The organism is Cellulophaga sp. BC115SP, assembly GCF_009905545.1.
In the GTDB taxonomy this organism is placed as follows: Bacteria; Bacteroidota; Bacteroidia; order Cytophagales; family Spirosomataceae; genus Flectobacillus; species Flectobacillus rivi.
Window position 1 is genome coordinate 75,270 of sequence record NZ_JAAALB010000021.1, and the last position, 22,353, is coordinate 97,622.

The 22,353-nt window shown below is 36.7% G+C and carries 18 protein-coding genes; 5 read left to right on the forward strand and 13 right to left on the reverse strand.

Annotation, left to right across the window (positions count from 1 at the left end):
• Nucleotides 1-44: 44 nt before the first annotated feature.
• The gene (locus tag GVN22_RS16090) at nucleotides 45-1,304 is read right to left on the reverse strand and encodes a Glu/Leu/Phe/Val dehydrogenase dimerization domain-containing protein (protein ID WP_166552035.1); all 1,260 of its coding nucleotides are present in this window, start codon (nucleotides 1,302-1,304) and stop codon (nucleotides 45-47) included.
• Between the two features lie 421 nt (nucleotides 1,305-1,725).
• Here GVN22_RS16090 and GVN22_RS16095 point away from each other — a divergent pair, with 421 nt between their 5' ends.
• Nucleotides 1,726-2,190, forward strand: a complete 465-nt coding sequence (locus tag GVN22_RS16095; RefSeq protein WP_166552036.1) for a hypothetical protein — start codon at nucleotides 1,726-1,728, stop codon at nucleotides 2,188-2,190.
• A gap of 255 nt (nucleotides 2,191-2,445) precedes the next feature.
• On the opposite strand, the gene GVN22_RS16100 is transcribed toward GVN22_RS16095, so the two are convergent.
• From GVN22_RS16100 to GVN22_RS16140, 9 genes are all read right to left on the reverse strand, one after another.
• Nucleotides 2,446-3,642 carry a redoxin domain-containing protein gene (locus GVN22_RS16100; RefSeq protein WP_166552037.1) on the reverse strand — a complete coding sequence of 399 codons (1,197 nt, stop codon included), beginning with the start codon at nucleotides 3,640-3,642 and terminating at the stop codon, nucleotides 2,446-2,448.
• 213 nt (nucleotides 3,643-3,855) lie between these two features.
• Nucleotides 3,856-5,049, reverse strand: a complete 1,194-nt coding sequence (locus GVN22_RS16105) for a redoxin domain-containing protein (RefSeq protein WP_166552038.1) — start codon at nucleotides 5,047-5,049, stop codon at nucleotides 3,856-3,858.
• 74 nt (nucleotides 5,050-5,123) lie between these two features.
• Entirely contained in the window at nucleotides 5,124-5,639 is a 516-nt protein-coding gene (locus GVN22_RS16110; protein WP_166552039.1) for a TlpA disulfide reductase family protein, read from the reverse strand.
• Between the two features lie 200 nt (nucleotides 5,640-5,839).
• Nucleotides 5,840-6,898 carry an asparaginase gene (locus GVN22_RS16115; RefSeq protein ID WP_166552040.1) on the reverse strand — a complete coding sequence of 353 codons (1,059 nt, stop codon included), beginning with the start codon at nucleotides 6,896-6,898 and terminating at the stop codon, nucleotides 5,840-5,842.
• Between the two features lie 310 nt (nucleotides 6,899-7,208).
• Nucleotides 7,209-7,973: a TatD family hydrolase gene (locus GVN22_RS16120; RefSeq protein WP_205690925.1), complete on the reverse strand. Its 765-nt coding sequence runs from the start codon at nucleotides 7,971-7,973 to the stop codon at nucleotides 7,209-7,211.
• A 30-nt stretch (nucleotides 7,974-8,003) separates the two neighbouring features.
• The gene (locus GVN22_RS16125) at nucleotides 8,004-9,035 is read right to left on the reverse strand and encodes a glycosyltransferase (RefSeq protein ID WP_166552041.1); all 1,032 of its coding nucleotides are present in this window, start codon (nucleotides 9,033-9,035) and stop codon (nucleotides 8,004-8,006) included.
• Between the two features lie 29 nt (nucleotides 9,036-9,064).
• Entirely contained in the window at nucleotides 9,065-9,715 is a 651-nt protein-coding gene (locus GVN22_RS16130) for a polysaccharide deacetylase family protein (protein ID WP_166552042.1), read from the reverse strand.
• A gap of 177 nt (nucleotides 9,716-9,892) precedes the next feature.
• A complete protein-coding gene (locus tag GVN22_RS16135; RefSeq protein WP_166552043.1) occupies nucleotides 9,893-11,026 on the reverse strand; it encodes a glycosyltransferase in 1,134 nt (377 codons plus the stop codon).
• Nucleotides 11,016-11,978, reverse strand: coding sequence for a lysylphosphatidylglycerol synthase domain-containing protein (locus GVN22_RS16140; RefSeq protein ID WP_166552044.1), 963 nt, complete (start codon nucleotides 11,976-11,978; stop codon nucleotides 11,016-11,018). Before GVN22_RS16140 ends, GVN22_RS16135 begins: the two co-directional genes overlap by 11 nt.
• Nucleotides 11,979-12,041: 63 nt before the next feature.
• On the opposite strand from GVN22_RS16140, the gene ruvC reads away from it, so the two are divergent.
• Nucleotides 12,042-12,605 (forward strand): crossover junction endodeoxyribonuclease RuvC, encoded by a 564-nt coding sequence (gene ruvC / locus GVN22_RS16145; RefSeq protein WP_166552045.1) that lies wholly within the window; start codon nucleotides 12,042-12,044, stop codon nucleotides 12,603-12,605.
• A gap of 97 nt (nucleotides 12,606-12,702) precedes the next feature.
• On the opposite strand, the gene GVN22_RS16150 is transcribed toward ruvC, so the two are convergent.
• The 3 genes from GVN22_RS16150 to GVN22_RS16160 form a co-directional block, all read right to left on the reverse strand.
• A complete protein-coding gene (locus GVN22_RS16150) occupies nucleotides 12,703-13,929 on the reverse strand; it encodes a hypothetical protein (protein ID WP_166552046.1) in 1,227 nt (408 codons plus the stop codon).
• Nucleotides 13,930-14,016: 87 nt separating this feature from the next.
• A complete protein-coding gene (locus GVN22_RS16155; protein WP_205690926.1) occupies nucleotides 14,017-15,993 on the reverse strand; it encodes a thioredoxin domain-containing protein in 1,977 nt (658 codons plus the stop codon).
• 143 nt (nucleotides 15,994-16,136) lie between these two features.
• Nucleotides 16,137-17,783 carry a T9SS type A sorting domain-containing protein gene (locus tag GVN22_RS16160; RefSeq protein ID WP_166552047.1) on the reverse strand — a complete coding sequence of 549 codons (1,647 nt, stop codon included), beginning with the start codon at nucleotides 17,781-17,783 and terminating at the stop codon, nucleotides 16,137-16,139.
• A 237-nt stretch (nucleotides 17,784-18,020) separates the two neighbouring features.
• On the opposite strand from GVN22_RS16160, the gene GVN22_RS16165 reads away from it, so the two are divergent.
• The 3 genes from GVN22_RS16165 to GVN22_RS16175 all read left to right on the forward strand — a co-directional run bounded on the left by GVN22_RS16165 (nucleotide 18,021) and on the right by GVN22_RS16175 (nucleotide 22,239).
• Nucleotides 18,021-19,610 (forward strand): NAD(P)/FAD-dependent oxidoreductase, encoded by a 1,590-nt coding sequence (locus tag GVN22_RS16165; RefSeq protein WP_166552048.1) that lies wholly within the window; start codon nucleotides 18,021-18,023, stop codon nucleotides 19,608-19,610.
• Nucleotides 19,611-19,888: 278 nt separating this feature from the next.
• A complete protein-coding gene (locus GVN22_RS16170; protein ID WP_166552049.1) occupies nucleotides 19,889-20,515 on the forward strand; it encodes a CoA pyrophosphatase in 627 nt (208 codons plus the stop codon).
• Between the two features lie 41 nt (nucleotides 20,516-20,556).
• Nucleotides 20,557-22,239: a hypothetical protein gene (locus GVN22_RS16175; RefSeq protein ID WP_166552050.1), complete on the forward strand. Its 1,683-nt coding sequence runs from the start codon at nucleotides 20,557-20,559 to the stop codon at nucleotides 22,237-22,239.
• Nucleotides 22,240-22,353: the final 114 nt, after the last annotated feature.

Consider the following 22,353-nt stretch of genomic DNA (forward strand, 5'->3'; position numbering starts at 1 on the left):
GCAACTCAGTCTCGGTATTTTGTCTGAATTGCCTCCTATTTTTCTTACACTAATTCTACTTCCACTTTATTTTCTAATTTTTCCAAGGCAATACGGTATAATTCATTGGCTAGCAAAGTTCTACTTGGATGTTGTGTATGTAGTTCGTCTAGAGTTTTACATATCGTTTCAGAAACATCCTCAAAAATTCCTTCATCTGTCACCATCGCCGAATCGCTCATGAGATAGGCAAATACGCGAGCCATACCACAATTTGCCACAAAATCAGGAATCAAAGCAACTTTAGCATCTGCCATTTCCATGGTAGGACCATAGAAAATTTCTGGGTCGTTAAACGGTACATTGGCGCCACAAGAAATTACTTCGAGACCATTGTTAACTAATTTTTCCACCTGCTCGGCACTTACAATTCTTGAAGCTGCCGCAGGAATAAAAATCTCTGCTCCTACTTCCCAAATTTTGGCATTTGTTTTCTCAAAGCTCAACATATTTTCAGCATATAAGGTATTTTGCTTTTTGTTAAAAAACAAATCCTTAATCTCCTCCAAGCCTAAACCTTCTGGGACAATCACCCCTCCGTTTCTGTCAATAATTCCCACAATTTTGACACCCATACGCGCCAAATTGAGTCCCGCAGCGGCAGCCACATTTCCCCAACCCTGAATAATCGCTCTTTTTTCTGACAAATTACCACCCCACAACGAGTAATAATGCTTGACAGCCTCAGCCACCCCGTAACCCGTAATCAAATCAGAAACGGTATATCTATGAATGTTTTGGCTTGAAGTCGGTGTGTAATTCCAATCTTCAATAATTTTAGAAACACCTTGACGTAACTGACCTATCAAACGTATCTTTTGTGCCTCAGAAGCATGAAAATGTCCGTTTACTATACCTTCTTGTGGGTGCCACAAACCATATTTTTCAGTGACAGGAATTACTTCATGAACTTCATCTACATTCAAATCGCCACCAGTGCCATAGTAGTTTTTCAAAAGTGGCGCCACAGCTTTATACCAACGCTCCAAAACACCCTTTTTACGGGGGTCGCTTGGGTCAAAATTGATACCAGATTTCGCCCCACCGATTTGAGGACCAGATACCGTAAATTTGATTTCCATGGTTTTAGCCAAAGATTCCACCTCACGCTTATCAAGTCCTTTGCGCATACGAGTCCCACCACCTGCAGCCCCTCCACGTAGGGAATTGATGACTACCCATCCCTCAGCTTCAGTTTCAGAATCTTTCCATTCAAATACGATTTCTGGTCGTTTGTTTTCAAATCTTTTGAGTGCTTCTTTCATTGGTTTGTCTAGTGCTAATGGTCTAATTTGTTAAAATTTATCGTACAATATCAAAGGTTAATTATCGCTACAATATTAGTTGTTTTAACAAATATTAGCAAACAAACATTAAAGAATAAATAATTTAAGTATTAGGAACTTCAGACAGTACCTTTAGGCCGTAAGCCATAGGGATTAGGCAAAAAAGGTTTACTTATTTCATGAGAAATACTTTTCAACTTTTAGCCTACTGCATAAAGCATAGAGCTTAAAACGGGTAAAATTATTTTAATTTTGCCCACTAGCTTAGGTGTGAGCACCCGAAGAATAAGTTATTTTTGAAATACTTTCATAGCTTTTAAGATTATCCTAATTTAGTATTTAGCTACCTGAACGTTCTTCTCGTAGTTGATGTAACACCTAAAATAAACTTTCTACTGCCATGTTCTATTCACTAAAAAAATTACATCCCACCGTGAGGTTTTTCATCCAACTCGGTATTGCGTACATCCTTTTTCACTTACTTTTTCTTCTAGGAGTTTGGCTTATGGAACTATACCCCCACAAGATTCCATTCGCAGAATTTAAGGTCTCTGATGTTTCTCAACCTCAAAGTTTTGTAGATTCAGTTTCTTCTACAAAAGGCTCTTCACACCTAGTAATACTGTTAAAAATTACAGGTGAATTAGACGATAGTGCTGAGGTATCCTATGGAGTTTATACTTTCGAAAAGAAAAAAGGTAAAAAAACCTTAAAATTTGAAATGCTCAGTACACAAAAGCTTTCTAAAGGAAAAATAAATATTGATGTCCGAAATGACTTTTATTCCAGCGATACGGTCCATGTTTTCTTCACCCCAAAAGGTTCAAAAAAAGGTTGGTTGAAGATACGAACCTCTATCGGGTGATAATCGTTTAGCGAAGGGTAATTGAGTGATTATTTTATGAAAGGATTTTTGTTAATTTGACTGTAAGAGTTCAAACCATTCGTCAAAAAAAGAGGTCGAAAAAACAATTTTCGAACCCTTTTTTTGATATTGAGACGCTTAATGACTAAGCTCCAGACGCAAAGCATTGAGTCTAAAGAGGTAAAATATAAATTTTTAAAATAATCACTAAATCACTCAACCATCATTCACTAAATGTAATGATGGCTCCTAATACTATTTATCAGCTACTAAAATCATCAGCTTTACCTTTCTTTTTCCATCCCTTAATGTTAAACCTATCTTTTCTAACTCCTCCATACAAGCGTTTGGTTTTTCGGGATACCAAGGAAAAGATAAATTGTATTTTTTCGTTAATCCCGTCTCATCAATTATAGGTTTACTGAGGTTGTCCTCTAAAAAAGAGGCAAGGTTTTCTATTCCTCCGCTTTTCATCTCAATTCCATTTGCTGAGGTAGAAACAGCAGGTGTATCATCACTCTTAGCTTCTTCCATTTTAACAGTATCACTGAATTTTGTCAAAACTTTCACCTCAATCTCTCTTTCTTCGAACTTCACCTTCACAGGAGCAATACCACTTAAATACCCTAGTATAGCGTTTGAGGCTTGTTCTTCAGTGAATTTAGGCGCATATATTTCCAAACCAATTGCTTGGTCAGGCGCACCCCATCCACGGTAATATGATTTTGGATTTTCCCATCTCGTCCTAGTTCTGTTGGGATAATTATACAATATTTCATAGATAGTTGAGTATGACATATTGATAAAAGTTAACCTTCCATTTTTGAAAGATTTGTAAACGCTATAGGCATTCTTATCAAAAGGTTTTTGTACCATTTGAACATCAGTTTCTCCTTGCTCTGATCCAATCAGATTTTCTATCTCCTTCTCTACCCCATCAGAATATTGCGCAGTTACTTTTTTGCCAGCAATAAGTTCTTTGATATGTTTATCTGTTACTAATCCAGCAGTGGTAATACTTTGTACCATTCCACTCTTATCAATAAAAATGGTATGTGGCACAGCCTCGTGAGGGAAATACTTCACATATTGTTGATCGTTTGTGTCCAAAACTACAGGCAGTGCCAGTTTCCTATTCTGGAGAAATTTGACAATTCTTGCTTTTTTGTCTTGAGCAATAGTAATAATTTTCAAATCTTTCTGATAATCCTTTTGCCACTTTTCTAATTTTGGAAAAGATTCGATACAGGGTCTACAACTTGTCGACCAGAAATCGATAATGACAGCTTTCCCTTTAAAATCCGAGAGTTTATAGCTCAGCTTCGTATCGTTGAGTACCTCCTTAAATACAATTTCAGGAGCGGGTTTTCCAATCAGTTTGGAAGATTGAGCATTGGAAAAAAATGGAAGTAGAGCAATAAAGGTAATTAATGTAATTTTTTTGTAGGTCATTGAGTTGTATAGTTTGGGTGAAAAATAAAATATAAGTCATGTTTAAGTATTAATGCAAAATAAAATTGCATTAATACGCTTTAAGCTGTAAGCCGTAGGCATTAAGCAAAAGATCTTAAATTATTTCATGAGAAATTTATTTCAACTTTTAGCCTAGAGCTTAAAGCGGGTAAATTTTATTTTAATTTTGCCTACTAACTTCATTACAAGCTTTTATTTCTTGTCCGAAAAAACTAAAACTTCAATTTGTCGAGTGGCATCCTCTAATTTTAGTCCCAGTTTTTCTAGTTCTTCGACATAGGCTTCAGGTTTTTCGAGATACCACGGGAATTTATAATTTAGCTTATCTATTATCTGCGTTTCATCTACAATAGGCACTCGAAGCTTTTGTTCCAAAAAATCTGATAAAGGCTTTATATTAAGACCCTTAACCTCTATCCCATTACCTGAGGAGCTATATGTTCCTTCTTCCTGACTCTCAGATTTCGATAGATTAAATTGATCTTTTATCATTTTCAATACTTTCACTTTGCGTTCACGTAATTCAATGCTTGCATATAAGGGAGAGTAAACTTGCATATATCGCATCAAAGATGATTTGGCTTCCTCCTCTGTAAAATCGGCAGCTTTCAATTCAAGACATATAGAAGTTTCTTCTCCGAATACCCTATATTTCGAATTTACAGATAACCACTCGGAGCGCGTAAAGGGATTGATTCCTGTTATTGCTCGGTAAATAATGGTTGGATTTACATTAACAAAAGTCATTTTACCATTCATAAATGAAGTTGACATAACTGGTAAACCATTCAAGTACGGCGTTAGTAATATTTGTACCCCCTTTCCTTTAGAATATGTTGCCAGATCATTATCTGAGTTAAAATCAAGCCTTTCTTCTTCCATTACAATATCCACCTTCTTTCCTTTAAGCAACAGTTCCATATCTGTATCTCTCAATTGGTAAACTGATGGAATAGCACTTACAATTCCGTTTCTATCAATAATCACCGTATGCGGAATGCCTCTGTGAGGAAAATATTTTTCGTATTGATCAGTAGAATCCAAAACGATTGGAAGACCAATAGGTCTATTTTTCAGAAACTTTTGTATTCTACCTTTTGAATCACTAGCAATGGTAATAACCTTTAAGTTATCTGGGTATTTTTTCTGCCAACTTTCTAAACGAGGCAATCCAACCACACATGGACCACACCAAGTAGCCCAAAAATCAATAATAACCACCTTCCCTTTAAAATCAGAAAGTTTGTAACTCGATTTGGTGTCGTTCAAGACATTTGTAAAGTGAATATCAGGGGCAGGTTTGCCAATGAGTTTGGACGATTGAGCGGATATATTGAAGGTGATTAAAAAAGTAAACGCAATAAGAGAAAGTTTTGTGTAGGTCATAAGTGTGTGAATTTATGTGAACGATTGAAGTTTTTGAATCAATCAAATATGTATTTATAATCAAAATTTTGGTGTTATTCCTTCAATGGTAGACTTACTTTCTTTCCTTGGATCAGCAAATCAATATCTCTCTCCTTAAGCATATTTCCAGCAGTTATATATTTTACGAACCCATTTTTATCAATAATAATCGTGTGCGGTAATTCAAAATGAGGAAAATATTTTTTATACTTCCCTAAAGAGTCCATTACTACAGAAATGTTTATCTTTTTTGATGTAAAAAACTTTTGTAGTTGCCCTCTAGCGTCAGATGAAATAGTAATAACTTTTAAGACTTGAGGATACTTTTTCTGCCATTCTGCCAATCGTGGTAAAGAGGTAACGCAGTGTCCACACCACGTAGCCCAAAAATCAATAATAACCCCCTTCCCTTTAAAATCAGAAAGTTTGTAACTCGTTTTGGTGTCATTCAAGACATTTGTAAAGTGAATATCAGGGGCAGGTTTGCCAATGAGTTTGGAAGATTGAGCGGATATTTTGAAGGTGATTAGAAAAGTAAATGCAATAAGTGTACATTTTATGTAGGTCATCGAATTGTGTAGTTTATATAAATTAATAGTTTTAGAAGAACTCAGAAGTAATAACTTGTATGTAACAAGAAGTTCAACTTTGTGTTTTCAACGATAATAATTTTGTTTTATTTTATTCCTAAAAATAAAAAATGGAGCCTTTTCAACAAAATATTCTGCTAAAAAAAACTCCAATTATGCGTTAAAATACCTATTACCAACTACGACATTTCGCCAGCTAAAGGCTTTTTCAAAATCGCTTTTATCTCTTCTTTCTCATTGACTTTGCCCAAAGCATACATCATTTTAGTGACTGCCGCTTCTGTCGTAAGGTCTGCGCCACTCACAACACCTACTTCCTGCAAGAAATGACTGGTTTCGTATCTTCCCTGAATCACTCGTCCTCCATTACATTGAGATACATTGTAAATGATTATTCCGTTGTCGATACTTTGTTGAATCAAATCTAAAAACCATTGCTCAGTTGGGGCATTACCCGAGCCGTAAGTCTCCATGATAACACCGCGTAACCCCTCAATACCGAGAATACTTTTCACAACTTTTTCAGAAATACCTGGGAAAAGCTTCAAAATCACCACATTTTCATCCAGCTTAGTATTGACTTTCAACTGTACGTTTTGTTTGTAATGACCAATGAAAGGATAATTGTATTCAATTCGCACACCTGCTTCAGCTAGTGGAGGATAGTTTTCGGATTCAAAGGCATTGAACTGAACACTTTCATGCTTTCGTGCTCGATTGCCTCTCAACAAAAGCGAGTTAAAGTAGATACAAACCTCTGAAATTATAGGTCGACCGTTTTGTTTAGCAGCCGCAATTTCAAGTGCTGTAATAAAGTTTTCTTTAGCGTCTGTACGGGCTACACCAATGGGCAACTGCGCACCAGTTAGAATCACAGGCTTATTGAGATTTTCTAATAAATAACTCAAAGCCGATGCTGTATATGCCATTGTATCGGTACCATGAATAATCACAAAAGAATCGTATTCATTGTATTTTTCTCCGATAATTTCTGCTAGTCGTATCCATAAAGCAGGCTTGATATTGGATGAATCTAAGAGGTTTTCGAAAGTAAGCACGGTGATTTCAAAATCCAAACGTGCCATTTCTGGAAGATTGTCGGGGATTTGAGCAAAATCAAAAGGCACGAGGCTATCAGAATGATGGTCGTAGGCCATTCCTAGCGTTCCACCAGTATAAATCACCAGCACCCTCGAATTACCCGAGGATTTAGTTTTAATCTTAATTGTTTTGTACATATTTAGTTTGGGGGATGAATTGTGGCGCAAAAGTACTGAATTACACCAGCAATCAAAACGCAAACAAAGAATCAAGCGATGATTGAGGGATTTGTCAAAAAGCGAAAAAATGAGGCTAGAATAGATTTTGGAGGATAATTTCCCGAAGTATAGGAAATGACCAAGACTATTTTACGGTGATTCTGGGAATTGTCGGAGAAAAAAAGATTTACATTTGACTTCAATATTTTTTTGAACAGTTGGAAACTGTCAAAAAAATAGGTTCAAGTGTTTCACTTGAACCAGATAATTTAAAATTTGTCATCGATACTTAGCCCAATAAAGCTTTAGCATTTTGTGTCGTTTTTTCTAAGACTACGCTTACGTCACATTGATGCCAATCTGCAATCTTTTGGGCGACTAAAGGCAAATAGGAAGGTTCGTTACGTTTTCCTCTGTATGGAACTGGTGCCAAATACGGCGCATCCGTTTCTAAAACTAATTTGTCTAAAGAAATATGTGGTATCACTTGATCTAAGCCACCATTTTTGAAAGTTGCCACACCGCCAATTCCCAATAAAAATCCTAATTCAACAGCTTTTTGAGCTTCTTCCAATGTACCTGTAAAGCAATGAAAAATGCCTTTTAAATTAGGATCTGCATTCTTTTCTATCAACGCTACCGTTTCCCAAAAAGCATTTCTTGAGTGTATATCTATCCAAAGGTTATGTTTTTTTGCTAAGGCACATTGTTGTAAGAATGCTTCTTGTTGTTGCGCAAAAAAGGTTTTGTCCCAATACAAATCCAAACCTATCTCACCAATCGCGATGAATTTGTCTTTCGCCAAATAATCTTCTATAATTTGAATTTCTTTCTCAAAATCTTCTTTTACATAACATGGATGTAAACCAATCATGGGCAAACATTTCTCGGGATATGCTTTTGCTAATGCCATCATGCTATCGATGGTTTCATGATTACAATTGGGCATCCAGATTTGCTCTACTCCAGCATCAAAGGCACGCGCCAACATTTGTTCCATATCCTCGTTGAATCCTTCATCGTAAATGTGTGCGTGGGTTTCTATAATATTCATTATGATCGTTGTTAATGGTTATCTCCCTAATCAGGAGTAAATTCGTCCTTTCCAGTCTATTTTAACAGGAATTGCATAAAAAATCACCATGGTAATTTGCCACCAATTGGCATATAATTCATAGCTCAACAAATGCCGTATTAAATGAAATTGTTTGAGTTTGACAATGGTTGGTAATACCGTCAGAGTTTGTCCTAGCCATTTAATTCCCCAAATGCCAAGGGCAATTTTCCATGAATGTAAGCAAGCAACTGCCACAAGAATCGGCAAAAAGAGCGCTTGACAATACAGCAAAAATACAATCCACCACGGACATTGCAAAGCTCCTACCATCCAACGTTTTCGCTGATGTAAAAATTCCTTCAAGCTCGTCATGGGTAAGGTCTCGGCAAAAACCTGCTGATTAATCGAGTTTCTAAAACTAAATCCTTGCTGTACTACTTCATGAAATAATGCAAAATCTTCCGTAATCGAAAAAGGTATTTTGGCATAACCTCCTGTAGCTTCATAAGCCTCACGAGTCATACCTGAATTATTTCCCAAGCCAGTTAATGGTAGATTAATAAACGCAGCTGTTCTGAGTAAAGTAAGCGCATGTAGCCAGTCGATTGATTGATATTGATGCCAAAGTGATTTGCCTCTAACCGCAGTTACTCCAACTTGATGCCCCAACTTAGGATTATTTTCAAAACCTTCGATCATTCCTGCTATCCAATTAGGGTTTACTTTTACATCAGCGTCGGTAATCAAAAAATATTTCCCCTTAGAATACTCATAAAGATTAGCCAGCACATTAGCTTTCCCTCGCTGATTATTGATTGTTTTTTGGATTGAAATCAGCTCAAAATAAGGCTTATCTTGGATATATTCTGCCACTAATCTGGCAGTTTGGTCGGTAGATTGATCATTCCCAATTAAAACTTGTAATTGATTTTTGGGAAACTTGGTTGCATCTATCGAGGTAAGACATTCAATAATATTCTCTTCTTCATTTCGTGCTGCAATCCAGATGGTTACCAAAGGTTTTTTCTTAGCAACTAATACAGTCTCATCTATTTCCATATAAATACAATCCATTAAAGTTCAACACTTTAAGATAGGCTTCTGAACTCAAATCCTTTTTCTTTAAAATGTTCTAAATACCTTGGTAAAGCATAACTCATATTTCGATTGGCTTTAATACTGTCATGAAACACCACGATAGAACCAGATTCTGTGTACTGAATACTTTTTTGTAAAACAGTTTCGGGACCAAGATTTTGAGAAAAATCCCCTGTCAATACATCCCACATCACAATCTCATGAGAAGTTAAGATATTTTTTGCTTGTGACTTTTTGATTCTTCCATGTGGTGGTCGAAACTTTGGCTTCTGTCCTCTAATGGTGCCTTGGTGTTGATTAATCCACGTTTCACATTTCAAAAAATTCTCATAATACAACTCATTTTCAGTTTTCCAACCTCTCAAATGATTAAAGGTGTGATTGCCAATCAGATGCCCTTCCGCTATCACCTTATCCATAATATCGGGGTGCTTATAAATATTGTCACCTATGCAAAAAAAGCTTGCTTTTGCCTCAAACTGCTTTAACGTATCCAATACAAATTCAGTCACTTCAGGAATTGGCCCATCATCAAAAGTCAAATAAATCACCTTTTCATCTCCGAGGCTAGACTTCGGAATACGCCAAGTCATTTCTGGATAAATAGCTCGAAAAAGAAAGTTGCTTTTATGTAAAAACATAAGATAAATAGGTTAGCGATGAATTATGAGTTGTGAATTGTGAATGTATTTTTTTAATTATCACTATTTTTTATACACAATTGGTTAAATCTTGTTTTGCACGATTACAAAATTCTCAATCAAAAAAGATAAAATCTTTTTACCATCTTCAAATCACCAAATTTTCAAATCTTCAAATTAAAAATGCCTCCTTCCCTTCCAAACATATCCTTTTTTCCAAGCCGAAATACCGAAAAATACTACGTAAAATGGATATAAAATCTGCACTAAGGGAATGTATTTAATATAGGAACTCTTCTTGAAAAAAGACAAGACTGGCGCTAAAAATAGGTATTCTGGCAAACAACGAACTAGCCAAAGTACCATAAATTCAGAGGTTGTTAAATCGTCTTTTAACCATAAAATTGGACTTAAAAGCATACCAAAATTAAGGGTAAAAATAGCAATTGCCAGAAAAGTAACTTTCCAATCTTTATAATGATTCCATTTGCTGGCCCAGCGTTTGCGTTGTTGGACAAATGTACGAAGGTTTTCCTGTGATTGAGTAAAGACAATATTAGGTTGATAATGAGCAAAAACGATTTGATTTGGGTATTTTTCGACAATTTTATGCATCAAAAACTCATCGTCTCCAGAGGCGATATGTTCATTTCCATCAAACCCGTTTACTTCTTCAAATACGGCTTTTGGATAGGCAATATTCGCACCGTTGCACATATTCGGCTTGCCAATCATCATAGCACAAGCACCCGAACCAACCAAACTAGCAAACTCTATACTTTGCAAAACAGTCCATAATCGACCATTGGGAAGAAACGTAACACCTCCGCTAATAAGCTTGGCATTTTGTCCTTTGTACAATTGTTGCATTCCTAACAACCAAAACTCTCCTACTCTACAATCCGCATCGGTGCATACTATTAGCTCACCTTGCGCTTTTTGAATGCCTATTTTTATCGCATTCTTTTTACCTCTTACATCAAACTCCTCTAAATGAATAATATGAACAGGAAAACCCAACTCGTTGCGTAAGTTTTCAATTTGAAAAACGGTGTCATCCGTTGAATGGTCGTTGATAATGATGACTTCTAATAGTGTTTTGGGATAACGTTGCTTAGCCAAATCTCGAAGCAGACAGGGAATATTCAAGGCCTCATTTCGGGCAGCAACAAGCACCGAAATGGTCGTATCTTTGGGCACTTTTCGCATAAAACGTTTGCCAAAAGTTACCTTTTTAAGCCAAATCCCCGCTAATGTGAAGGTAAATAGGGCATAAATCGCCACCAAAAAAAGTAAGATATTAATGAGCATTTTTTCGAGTAAAAAGTATCCAAATACTGCCAATCAGTACAGGAATTCCAATATTTAAAAGCCAAAGACTAAAAGTAGCTGTAATCACTTGGTTGATATCAACGGCGTAATGTCTCATGAAGTAAATAGCAGAAAGCTCACGGACGCCCAAATCACTGACAAAGTTTAAAGCTGGAATGATGGTTTTTGCCAAGAAAACGCTATTTACGATGGCCAAAGTATCTACAAATGGTAATTTGACACCTGCCCAATTGAATAGCAAACAAAACTGTAAGATAAAAACCAAATGACGCATAATTCCAATCGCAAACAAACTTCGCCATTGTTTTTTTCTTAGGGTATAAATAGCCTCTAAAACCTGCTGGATACGCTGGTATTTTATAAGCTTTTTTTGATTTCTCAAATACCATATTACGATTAAAGCAATTATACAGAAAGCAGGCATCCCAAGGATTAAATAGCTTTCGAGGGAATTTTTTAGCGCAAATTTTTGAACAATATAAACCAATCCAATATAGCCAAAGCTTATAGTGACGATTGTCTGAATAACACCACTTACAATACCTGCCCCTATTCCTTCGGTTTTCTTTTTAAGGTTTATGATTCGTCCTGCTACATCGCCCGTTCCGCTTGGCAGTAGCATGCCAAGTGCCAGACCTGTCAATACGGATTTAAAAGCCTTCACCGTTGAAATGGGTTCAATGTGTTGTAAAAGTGTTTGCCACTTCAATGATTCCAAGGTCCAATTTAGCCCCATCAGTGTCAAAAGAACTATCCAAAAATAAAATGGTGTCCCCTGCCATGAGCTCAAAAACGTAGCCATAAGTCCCTCAAACCCTTGCTGTTGGTGCTGTATTGTACGAAAAAGCGCATACATCACTGTACAAAAGAGAAGGATTCGAACTACAAAAATGAGTTTTTGACCAAAATATTTACCCAAAGCTTCTTTCAAATTCTATAAAATTTATTGATTACCTTTGCATTGAATCAATTTTGAAACAAAGTTACACTTTACATGGCAGAGTCTGTTGAGAAAATCATTTTAGGAGTTGACCCCGGCACCCGATTTATGGGATACGGGGTGATATTGGTGCAACGTGGAAATATCTCAGTTTTGCAGTACGGTGTAATCAATGTGAGCAAATATGCTACACAGGAATTGAAACTAAAAAAAATATTCGAAAGAATCATCGGGATTATCGAAGAGTTTTCGCCAGACGAAATGGCGATTGAAGCACCATTTTTTGGGAAAAACGTACAATCAATGCTCAAACTTGGACGAGCGCAAGGCGTGGTAATGGCTGCCGCCCTTTCCAGACAAATTCCGATTGTAGAATATTCTCCCAAAACGGTCAAACAATCTGTAACAGGCAACGGAAATGCTTCCAAAGAACAAGTTGCAAGTATGCTTGACCATTTGTTGAAAATGAAATTAGAGCCAGAAATGTTTGATGCTACAGATGCCTTGGGGATTGCAGTATGTCATCATTTTCATGGCAATAATATTATGGCAACTAATAAGGGTACGAAAAAAGGCTGGGCAGCTTTTATCAATGAAAATCCCAATAGGATTAAATAAGGTATGCAGTAGGCTTTAGGCAATAAGCCGTAAGCATTAAGCCTAACGCCTATTACGGGTAAAATTTATTTAATTTTGCACACTCACTTAAGTAATATTATTTTCTGATAAACTCTATCGCCTCTGAGTATTTTTTATCTGCATAGAGTAGAATTTCCTCTTTTTTGCTTCCATTCTCAAAAGAAATAGCCGTAGTATTGGCTCCCTCTGTTCCTGTATTGACTGAATAAACAGTTAGGATATTTTGACCGACAGGACTCATGGGTAATTCAAGTACTTTAGTTTTTTTGGTCAAAGTGTAGTTTTCTATCAAATATTTTCCATTCCAGCAGACCGATACAATATCTCCATCCTCATTTTCGTGGTCATAAAGAGATAACAAAATGGTAGTTTGAGCAATCTGAAAGCGCTTCTTTATCACCACTTTACGCTGTATCTCACAAAGAGATTGAGCAATAGGTTTCCTTGCTTTTTGTAATTGAACCACAGGCAATTCATAGCTCATTTGGAGCGAAATCATACCAGTATTTTCTCGAAGTGTTTGCCCTGCGACTGGTTGATTTTGTGCATATCCTACAAATTTCGTTTCAGAAATAGCCTGATATGGAATGCCAAATCGTATGCCGAAGTTCAAGGCTCGACCATCGTCGGCTGGTCGCCAATAGGTTTTTCCTATCTCTACAAAAAACAAATAGCTATTGGGGTTTGTAATGGTATTTTGTAAAGTAAATCCCTTGCCATCATAGATCCATGTGTCAGAGTCTTGCATAGATTTTGACTGAAAATTCATCGATTGTACGCCGAGTTCAAGATAATTACGTAATTCACCGAAACCTCTTCTTCCTTTCGAAATAGATGAATACATGACACTTCCCCAAAAACCTGTATTACTGATGGTATTTACCCAAGAACTAGCCTCTTTTCCCTTGATAAAAAACTTAATGTTGTCATCGAGCGCATAGCTATGAGGAGACTTGGTATAGTGTGCACCCACCTCGAGTCTAAAAAGTCGATTGTTTCGAAATAGTTTTTGATAATTCAGCCCTAAACCAAAAGTACCGACAAGACCAAATGCTTCTGTTCCGCCATTTTTATTGACAGTAAAATTGATAGGTAGCGGAAAAAATGGTTTAGGAATATTACTGAGAGCACTCGAAGAAAAACCATCTGAAACAGGAATACTTTGAGGTAGTCCCAAAGACACCAAGCTAGCCATAGGTCTGATACCCAATTGGGCACTCCCTTGTTTGCGACTGAGTTGGGCAAATGATTGACAAGAAAAGTATAGTAGAATAAAAAGACTTCGAAGAAATAGGGTTTTCATGGCGCAATAGGTTTTTGAATTTATTCAAATTAAGGAATAAAAGCCATAAAATAAAAATGGTCAACCTTTTGGCTGACCATCTTCGAGTTATAAAATTTGTTCCCAAGCCTCCTCGACAGTTTGTACAGGTCGGCGACATGCTTTGTTAAAACAAACATAAATGTTGGTTTGCCCATCAAATGCTGTTCGGTGTTCGAGCAGCGGAAGCTCACTCTTATCTTTAGTAGCCGATAAGACTTTATTAGGAAAATACTTTTGGTCAATCTTAGCTCTAAAAGTCAAATACTCCTCTCCAACTATGGCAATTTCGACTGTTGGGGTCACTAATTGAGATGCCAAACAAGCCCAGTTGGTTAGATAATCGACATTTTTGGTAAGCATATCTTTCATTTTGCCAACCATCAATTTTGACAAATCGATAAAATCTTCTCTATCTAAAATCAACCCAAGCGTATAAAAATTCTTAGCCATCATGGAGTTTGAGCTAGGAATCACATTGTCAAAAATCTCTTTTTTACGAACAATCAATGCCTCTGCATTTTTGTCGGTAAAGAAAAACAATTCATCCTGCTCGTCCCAAAAGTTTAAATAAACATACAGGGAAAGTTTTTCGGCAAGATGTAGCCATTTTTCTTCAAAACAAACTTGATACAAGCTCGTAAATCCATCAATTACAGCGGCGTAATCCTCTAAAAATCCTGTAATTTTTGCTTCTCCGTTTTTGTAAGAATGCCATAACTGATTGTCATTCAACAAATATTTTTCGATAAAGGAAGCATTTTTCAAGGCTAAATCTAAGAACTTCTCTTCGCCAAAAACCTTGTAGGCATCCACCAGACCTTTGAGAGCCAATCCATTCCAAGAACACAACATTTTATCATCAAGCCCTGGTTTGATGCGTTGGTTTCTGTGAGCCATTAAAAGCGCAATTTCTTCCGAAAAATCAGAATTTAAGAATGTATGGTTTTTCCAAAGAATATTTACCCCATGCTCCCAGTTGCCCTCCATGCTTACCTGATAGGCACGACAAAACTTATCAGCTTTTTCACCCAATACCTGATGTATTTCGGCATGAGTCCACACATAGTACTTCCCTTCTACGCCTTCAGAATCAGCATCTTGTGCAGAGTAAAATCCACCCTCTGGACTTAACATTTCACGTTCTAACCAATCTATAGTTTCGAAAATAACCTGCTGATAAAGCGGTAATTCTGTCAAGGAATATGCCTCTGAATACAAGCTCAGTAGCTGACCATTATCGTAAAGCATTTTTTCGAAATGGGGACAAAACCATTCACCATCAACCGAATAGCGTGCAAAACCTCCCCCCAGTTGGTCGTAAATTCCGCCTTTGGCGATTTTACTCAAGGTCAATCGTAAATGTGCAAGAGCCTCCTCTTTTTTCTCTCCCCCTGCTTGAATATATCTCAACAAAAACAACCAAACCGAAGGCATTGGAAACTTTGGAGCACGTTCAAAACCACCCCATTGAGGGTCGAAAGTACCTGATAGTTTTTGGTACATGGACTCTAAATCATCCATATTGAAGCCAACCTCGTCAGATTGTAAGCCGTATTTTACAGACTCCAAGAATGACATATTCTCAGTAAAGCCTTCCGCAGATTTTTGTAAATCTGGTAAATGGTTCTGGAATCCCTCGCTTACCGCATAAAGAAGCTTTTTCCAATTCATAGGAGGAAAATAGGTTCCCCCATAAAATGGTTTTCCATCGGGCATCAAGAATACATTAAGCGGCCATCCACCTTGAATTCCCATCGCCTGAACCGCATCCATATATATAGCATCCACATCGGGACGTTCCTCTCTATCTACCTTAATACTCACAAAGTGCTCATTCATAATCGCTGCAAGCTCTTCACTTTCAAAGCTCTCACGTTCCATCACATGGCACCAGTGACATGCTGAATAGCCAATACTGACCAGAATTGGCTTATTTTCCTCCTTTGCTTTGTCAAGTGCTTCTTTGCCCCATGGAAACCAATCTACAGGGTTGTGTGCATGTTGTAACAAATAAGGAGATGTTTCTTTTGCTAATCGATTCATAATTTTTGATATAAAAATGGTTGTATTTTAAGTATAAGATTAAATAAATGCTTGAAAAGAATGTACCATTTTTAAAATTAAGGAGGCAAAATTAAAGATTTATGCTCTAAATGTGTTCATCCAACACTATTACTAAGCAAAACTTAATTATTCGTCAAGAACACTTTTTGCTCCATCAAATGTCCTTGATTGTTTACTCTCAATATATAGATGCCAGTTGGCAATTTAGGATTAATAAGTCGACGATTGACAACAAAACTCTCATTGGTCAAATCATCCCAGTTTGCTTCAAATCTAATATTACCCAGTAAATCATACAATTGAACCGTTCCTGTGATTGAGCCCGAACCTTGATATTCAAGGTTAAAAGGGCCAACACTCGGATTGGGATACACCAATATTTTTTCAGTAAACTTTTCCAACGCAAAAGCTTGTAAAAAGGTTTCTTTTCCTTTTAAAGCAATATTTTTGGTCCATGAACCAATCCGTATATTGAGGTTTGTGGTAGCATTATCGTTAGCAAACTCATTGACTGCCGCCACCAAAACACTATCACCCTTGATGACTGCACGCCAAATAGGATCATATTCTTGAAAATGTTGGTAAGCGGTTTTAGGGATATATAGAGAATAATCTCTTGTAAAAAAGTTTTTATAAGCAGACAAGCGATATAAGCCATTTACAAAATACTCATATTTATTAAGGTTCATGGTATCCTGTCTGGCAAGTGGGCCTTCCCAAAGAAAAATACCTTTAGCTCCAGAAAAGTAAGGCATAATCGCCTGAGCTTCAATCAAATGTTTGGGCAATGATTGATTAAAGGCATAATTAGAGTTTTGGCAGCGATTATAGCCCAGCCACTCAAACAAAATAATATCCTTGTTACTGCGGGCACGATTTGCCTCTACTTGAAACAATTGATAAGCGACATTACTGTAATTGGGGAAATTACGATATTCATAACACAAATAAGCCGAAGGAGTCAAGTGGGTATTTTGCGCATAAAATGGGCCTCCTACTTTCTGGGTAAGGGAGTCTTTCATGTAGTAGTTTAGTGCAGTAGGATCATCCAAAATCGCTTTCCAAGAATAGCCAATGGGAAATTCTTGATTTTTGATGGGAGCATCACTGTAAGAGGCAATTTTTGTAGTTTTAGGAAAACCACTATCCCATAAATAGCTCATAGGTTGCGCATACAAATTCATTATATCACGCTTATAACGCTCAATAAATACCGAATCTGAAAGGTTTTTATACTTTTGCGACACTCCTGATGATTGCTTCAAGGTCAAAATACTATTGTTGGTAGGTCTTTCTCTTTCAATATCTAATACTAAAAAATCATACTGCGGAAATGTCTGCCCTCTTGTGTTATTAAATTCATTGGCAAAACTTTGCATACTACCTTTCCAATAAGATTGATACGATGCCAGATTATTATCCCAAGGACTTTCCAATTCATACCAAGGCTGCCCAGCAACACTAGCAACTCCATACCATAGAAATGCTCGGTTTTTTACAGGTAAATCCGAATCAAATTGATTATATCTCGCCAAATGACTAAAGCCATGCTTCAAAGGTTCTTGAACATCATTGGCAACTCTAGGCCCTGTGTAAACGTTCAAAAATGGCAACGAAAAGTTCGGAAATTGTTGCCAATTAATAGTTCCTTTGCTGGTTGATGGCGTAAAAACAAAGTTATTTTGACCAAATGAATGGGAAAAGTCACTCATCAAAACCATCCAACAAAGTACCATTATTGGAAGCTTATTTCTCAATTCTCTGAGCATAATTTGTATTTGGTTTATTTTGAACTTTTCTAATAATCAGAAAATAAATACTGGGCTATTTCAGTTCTATATTTCAAAGAAAACGATGAAATGAGAGAAATTTTCTGGTTCACTACTTTCTTTTTCCTAAAATCTTCACAATTCGCTCTTACTAATCAAAAATGCCTAGGGAATAAGGAAACATCGTTCTTTTTTTGTTATTTTGTGAAAAATTTAAGGATAAAAACCTTACCAAAGATGAAAAAACAACTTTCTCTGGTGTTAGAACCAGAAATTGCATTTGACCAAGATAACTTCGTTAACAAGGTAAAAGATATTCTTCAAGTTTCAACAACTGAAGAGGCTCATGTAAGAGCCATCAAGCGCTCCATTGATGCCAGAGGTCGTCAGGTAAAAGTTAATGTAGAAGTCGAAGCTTTTATAAATGAGGCACCAACCTCGATGATTGAATTTACCAAAGACTACCCTAATGTATCAAACGCCCCGCAAGCCATTATTGTTGGAGCTGGTCCTGCTGGTATATTCGCTGCGTTACGTTTGATTGAGCTGGGAGTTAAACCCATTTTGATTGAAAGAGGAAAAGACGTCAGAACTCGTCGTCGTGACCTAGCTGCCATCAACAAAGATCATTACGTAAATCCAGAATCAAATTATTGTTTTGGAGAAGGTGGTGCAGGAACTTACTCAGACGGTAAGCTCTATACAAGAAGTAAAAAACGTGGGGATATTCGCCGTATTCTCGAAATTTTTGTAGCTCACGGCGCCACCGAAGAAATTTTGGTAGATGCACACCCTCACATCGGCACCAACAAACTCCCTAAAATTGTAGCAGAACTTCGTGAGAGCATTAAAAATGCTGGTGGAGAAGTTCATTTTGAAACCAAAGTCACTGATTTTATTCTTGAACAAAACACCCTCAAAGGCGTTGTTCTAGGAGATGGTCGCGAAATAAAGGGAATTGGCGTTATCTTAGCTACAGGACACTCGGCTAGAGATATTTTTGAACTTTGTCAACATAGAAATATTTATATCGAAGCCAAGCCTTTTGCTATGGGAGTGCGTATAGAACACCCTCAAAGTTTGATTGATTCGCTTCAATATCATCGTAAAGAACGAGGACAGTATTTACCTGCAGCGTCATATAGTTTGGTTGCACAAACTTATTTTAAGGGTGTTCAAAGAGGCGTATTTTCTTTCTGTATGTGCCCAGGTGGATTTATTGTACCTGCCGCTACAGCACCAGGCGAATTGGTAGTTAATGGAATGTCACCTTCTCGAAGAGATTCAAAATTTGCCAATTCGGGAATGGTTGTAGCTGTGAACGACATAGACCTTGAGCCATACAAAGAGTATGGTGCTTTGGCTGGTTTGCAATTGCAAAAAGAACAAGAACAACGTGCTTGTCAAATGATGAACGGCACGCAAGTGGCACCTGCACAATTAGTAGGTGATTTTTTACAACAAAAAGTATCAAAAGAACTCCTCGAAACTTCCTATCAACCAGGTTTGAGTAGTTCCGATATGCTCGATGTACTGTTTCCACATATTGGAAAGCCTCTTCAAGATGGTATCAAACAATTTGGTCAAAAAATGAAAGGTTACGGAACCAATCTTGGACAGATTATTGGTATCGAGAGTCGTACCTCCTCTCCAGTACGCATTCCGAGAGATAAAGAAAGTTTAGAGCACGTCAATGTTAAAAGACTATATCCTTGTGGAGAAGGAGCTGGCTACGCTGGAGGTATTATGTCGGCAGCGATGGATGGAGAACGATGTGCGGAACAACTCGTCACTCGATACGCTCCTAATAGCCATTACCATCTGTAACCCAAATATAAAACCTAGCTCTAATCGTTTGAAAGAAGAAAAAAATAACTTTTTATTAAACGGTTAGGGCTATTTTAAGCGTTTGATTTTCAACTGAAAGGACAGAAAATCAAGTTTTATCTTAAACAGAAATGGTGATTTATTTGTCATATAATTATATTATCTTACCCACATGACAATGCTAAAGTTTGTATATATGCTCATTTCCTACTAATTTATATAAATTTTATACATTCTATTTAATAACAAAACAATCGACATTGCTATTGAGATAATTTATGACTGACTTCAATCACTTTATCAACAACTTGAGACAGCGCTTCACATTACCTCTTCCGGGTGAGAGTGCCCATATTCGTATGGCATCAAGTTCGAGGTTAAAGTTTAAGTTAGGTCCTAACGAAAAAACTCGACAAAGTGCCGTTTTGATTTTGTTCTACCCGCATGAAGGAAAAATATATCTCCCTTTGATTTTACGGCCAGCATACGACGGGGTTCATGGAGGACAAATGGCGTTTCCAGGAGGGAGAAAAGAAAGAGAAGATGAAAATCTGATAAGAACAGCTATGAGAGAAGCCCAAGAAGAAATTGGGGTTCGTCTTACTGATGTGAAAGTATTGGGTGAAATTTCTAAATTATTCATTCCACCTTCAAACTTCTATGTTCAACCAGTCATTGGTTACATGGAAAAAAGACCTGAGTTTTACCCAGACCCTAGAGAAGTAGACCAAGTAGTCGAAGTATCGCTTGATGAATTGTTAGACCCAGCCAATATTGGTAAAAAAACTTTGAATGTTAGAGGCACAGAAGTTGAAGCTGCCTTTTTTGACATTCAGGGTCATACTGTTTGGGGGGCAACTGCAATGATGATCGCCGAAATGATTGATTTGATTCAATCATCATGATTAATGTTACTCTCACTTAATAATTTTATAAATTACACCCAATGAAAAAACAAAAATCTGCATTCTGGTTATCATTATTTTTATTCGCATTATTTATCTTTTTTTTACAAAATTACTGTTATAATTTTTTCTTTGCTGACGACTACCACCTACTAAGATATGTTACAGATTCCCAACGAGCTAGTAGTTTTAAAGAGCAATTTTCACTTCTAATTGATTTACACAACGAGCACCGAATAATATTTCCTCGATTATTTACTCTTTTGGCTTATAAAATCGAAGGTTTTATTAATTGGAAAACATTCAACACTATTTCCTTATTCTACTATTTTGGGATTTGTTGGATATTCAATCTTTTCTTTGAAAAACTTAAAATATCGGCTTGGTATTTTCTTCCCATCCCACTCTTACTATTCCAACCTATTGCTCACGAAAATATTTACTGGACGATTTCAGTACTTCAGCAGGTAGGTAATTTGTTTTGGGCAATGCTATTGTTTTGGCTCATTACGAATCCTAATAGGAAATACTTTTACGGTTCATTCATAGTTGGATTTGTTCTAACATTTACTCACGGCAATGGCTTATTTGGTCTCCTAATTGCGGGATTTATGCTATTCCTTACTGGGCGAACGAAAGATTTACTCAAATGGACTATTTTTACGATAGCTCTCATTTCTTTCTATTTTTATCAATATCGAAGTGGGCAAAATTCCAATGTTTCGCAAAGCTTACAACATATTGATATGCTACTCAGATGTCTTTTCACCTTCTGGGGAAGTATTGCTTGGCAATTCACAAACCGCTATGTTGTATCAAATATCATAGCCACTATTATTGGAGCAATCATTGTCGTGCCTCTTATTCTTGTTTTAGGAAAATATTTATTCTGGAAGTTGTTGAAAACTAAAACTAACGTAGATGATCGTAACTTATTTCTTGTAGCTTGCTTTGGCTATTTGTTGATCACTTCAATTTTAGTCGCATTGAGCAGAGCTTGGATAGGTGCTTCAGCAGGATTAGACAATCGTTATGCGCATAATTCACTTTGGGCAATAGCCTTGTTGTATCTAACACTATTACTCAATACTCCCAAACTCCTCCAAAAATCACTCGGAATATTAGCAATCTTCCTAGCATTTACGATTAACCTGTTCGGTTGGTATTCATCAACACTCAAATTGAAATATCAATTCGACAACCAGCGTGCCGAAGCTTTCAACTACAGAACGAATGGCTTTATATTCAAAGAATCTCCTGCTTTTAACCATAATATTGCTAAAACATTAGCACTGTCGTATCATGAGGGAATTAGCCGATATACAGACTTTGATCTAGATGTTCTGCACTCCTTCCAGAATCCCAATATTAAAATAGAGAAAGATTCGACACTTCGATTGACTGTTATACCGACGACAACAATCATTCAAGATGCCAAAAATCCAACTACACTGGTTTCATATTTAATAGAAGCTCAATCTTTTCCCTACAATGATGATACATTTATAATGTTGCATTCTGAAAGAGCTGATTATTTAATTCCTGTTGAACACAAACATGGCTCAAAAGCTGATTTACTCCTCAGAGGAAAATATTATGGTGATGGCTTCTTTACCACCTTTATTAGTGGCAATCTTCCTAAAGGGAAATATCAGTATGCAATTGTTCAAAAAAATGACAAAACTTACAAAATTACCCTTCTTGAACAATTTTTAGAGATTTAATTTTCATCAAACCAACAAATTGCCCGTTTTCTTAGCCATTTCTTCAAAATACAGACTGAGTAGATATTTTTTTTACCCATATTTTTTCCGTAAATTGGGGTTTTGTAAAAAAGC

Bases quoted from the DNA above. Each gene is read 5' to 3' on its own strand.
- GVN22_RS16165 (WP_166552048.1), top strand. From the start codon at position 18,021: ATGAAAAAACAACTTTCTCTGGTGTTAGAACCAGAAATTGCATTTGAC.
- GVN22_RS16090 (WP_166552035.1), bottom strand. From the start codon at position 1,304: ATGAAAGAAGCACTCAAAAGATTTGAAAACAAACGACCAGAAATCGTA.
- GVN22_RS16115 (WP_166552040.1), bottom strand. From the start codon at position 6,898: ATGTACAAAACAATTAAGATTAAAACTAAATCCTCGGGTAATTCGAGG.
- ruvC (WP_166552045.1), top strand. From the start codon at position 12,042: ATGGCAGAGTCTGTTGAGAAAATCATTTTAGGAGTTGACCCCGGCACC.
- GVN22_RS16100 (WP_166552037.1), bottom strand. From the start codon at position 3,642: ATGACCTACAAAAAAATTACATTAATTACCTTTATTGCTCTACTTCCA.
- GVN22_RS16110 (WP_166552039.1), bottom strand. From the start codon at position 5,639: ATGACCTACATAAAATGTACACTTATTGCATTTACTTTTCTAATCACC.
- GVN22_RS16150 (WP_166552046.1), bottom strand. From the start codon at position 13,929: ATGAAAACCCTATTTCTTCGAAGTCTTTTTATTCTACTATACTTTTCT.
- GVN22_RS16105 (WP_166552038.1), bottom strand. From the start codon at position 5,049: ATGACCTACACAAAACTTTCTCTTATTGCGTTTACTTTTTTAATCACC.
- GVN22_RS16130 (WP_166552042.1), bottom strand. From the start codon at position 9,715: ATGTTTTTACATAAAAGCAACTTTCTTTTTCGAGCTATTTATCCAGAA.
- GVN22_RS16095 (WP_166552036.1), top strand. From the start codon at position 1,726: ATGTTCTATTCACTAAAAAAATTACATCCCACCGTGAGGTTTTTCATC.
- GVN22_RS16155 (WP_205690926.1), bottom strand. From the start codon at position 15,993: ATGAATCGATTAGCAAAAGAAACATCTCCTTATTTGTTACAACATGCA.
- GVN22_RS16160 (WP_166552047.1), bottom strand. From the start codon at position 17,783: ATGCTCAGAGAATTGAGAAATAAGCTTCCAATAATGGTACTTTGTTGG.
- GVN22_RS16125 (WP_166552041.1), bottom strand. From the start codon at position 9,035: ATGGAAATAGATGAGACTGTATTAGTTGCTAAGAAAAAACCTTTGGTA.
- GVN22_RS16170 (WP_166552049.1), top strand. From the start codon at position 19,889: ATGACTGACTTCAATCACTTTATCAACAACTTGAGACAGCGCTTCACA.
- GVN22_RS16135 (WP_166552043.1), bottom strand. From the start codon at position 11,026: ATGCTCATTAATATCTTACTTTTTTTGGTGGCGATTTATGCCCTATTT.
- GVN22_RS16120 (WP_205690925.1), bottom strand. From the start codon at position 7,973: ATGAATATTATAGAAACCCACGCACACATTTACGATGAAGGATTCAAC.
- GVN22_RS16175 (WP_166552050.1), top strand. From the start codon at position 20,557: ATGAAAAAACAAAAATCTGCATTCTGGTTATCATTATTTTTATTCGCA.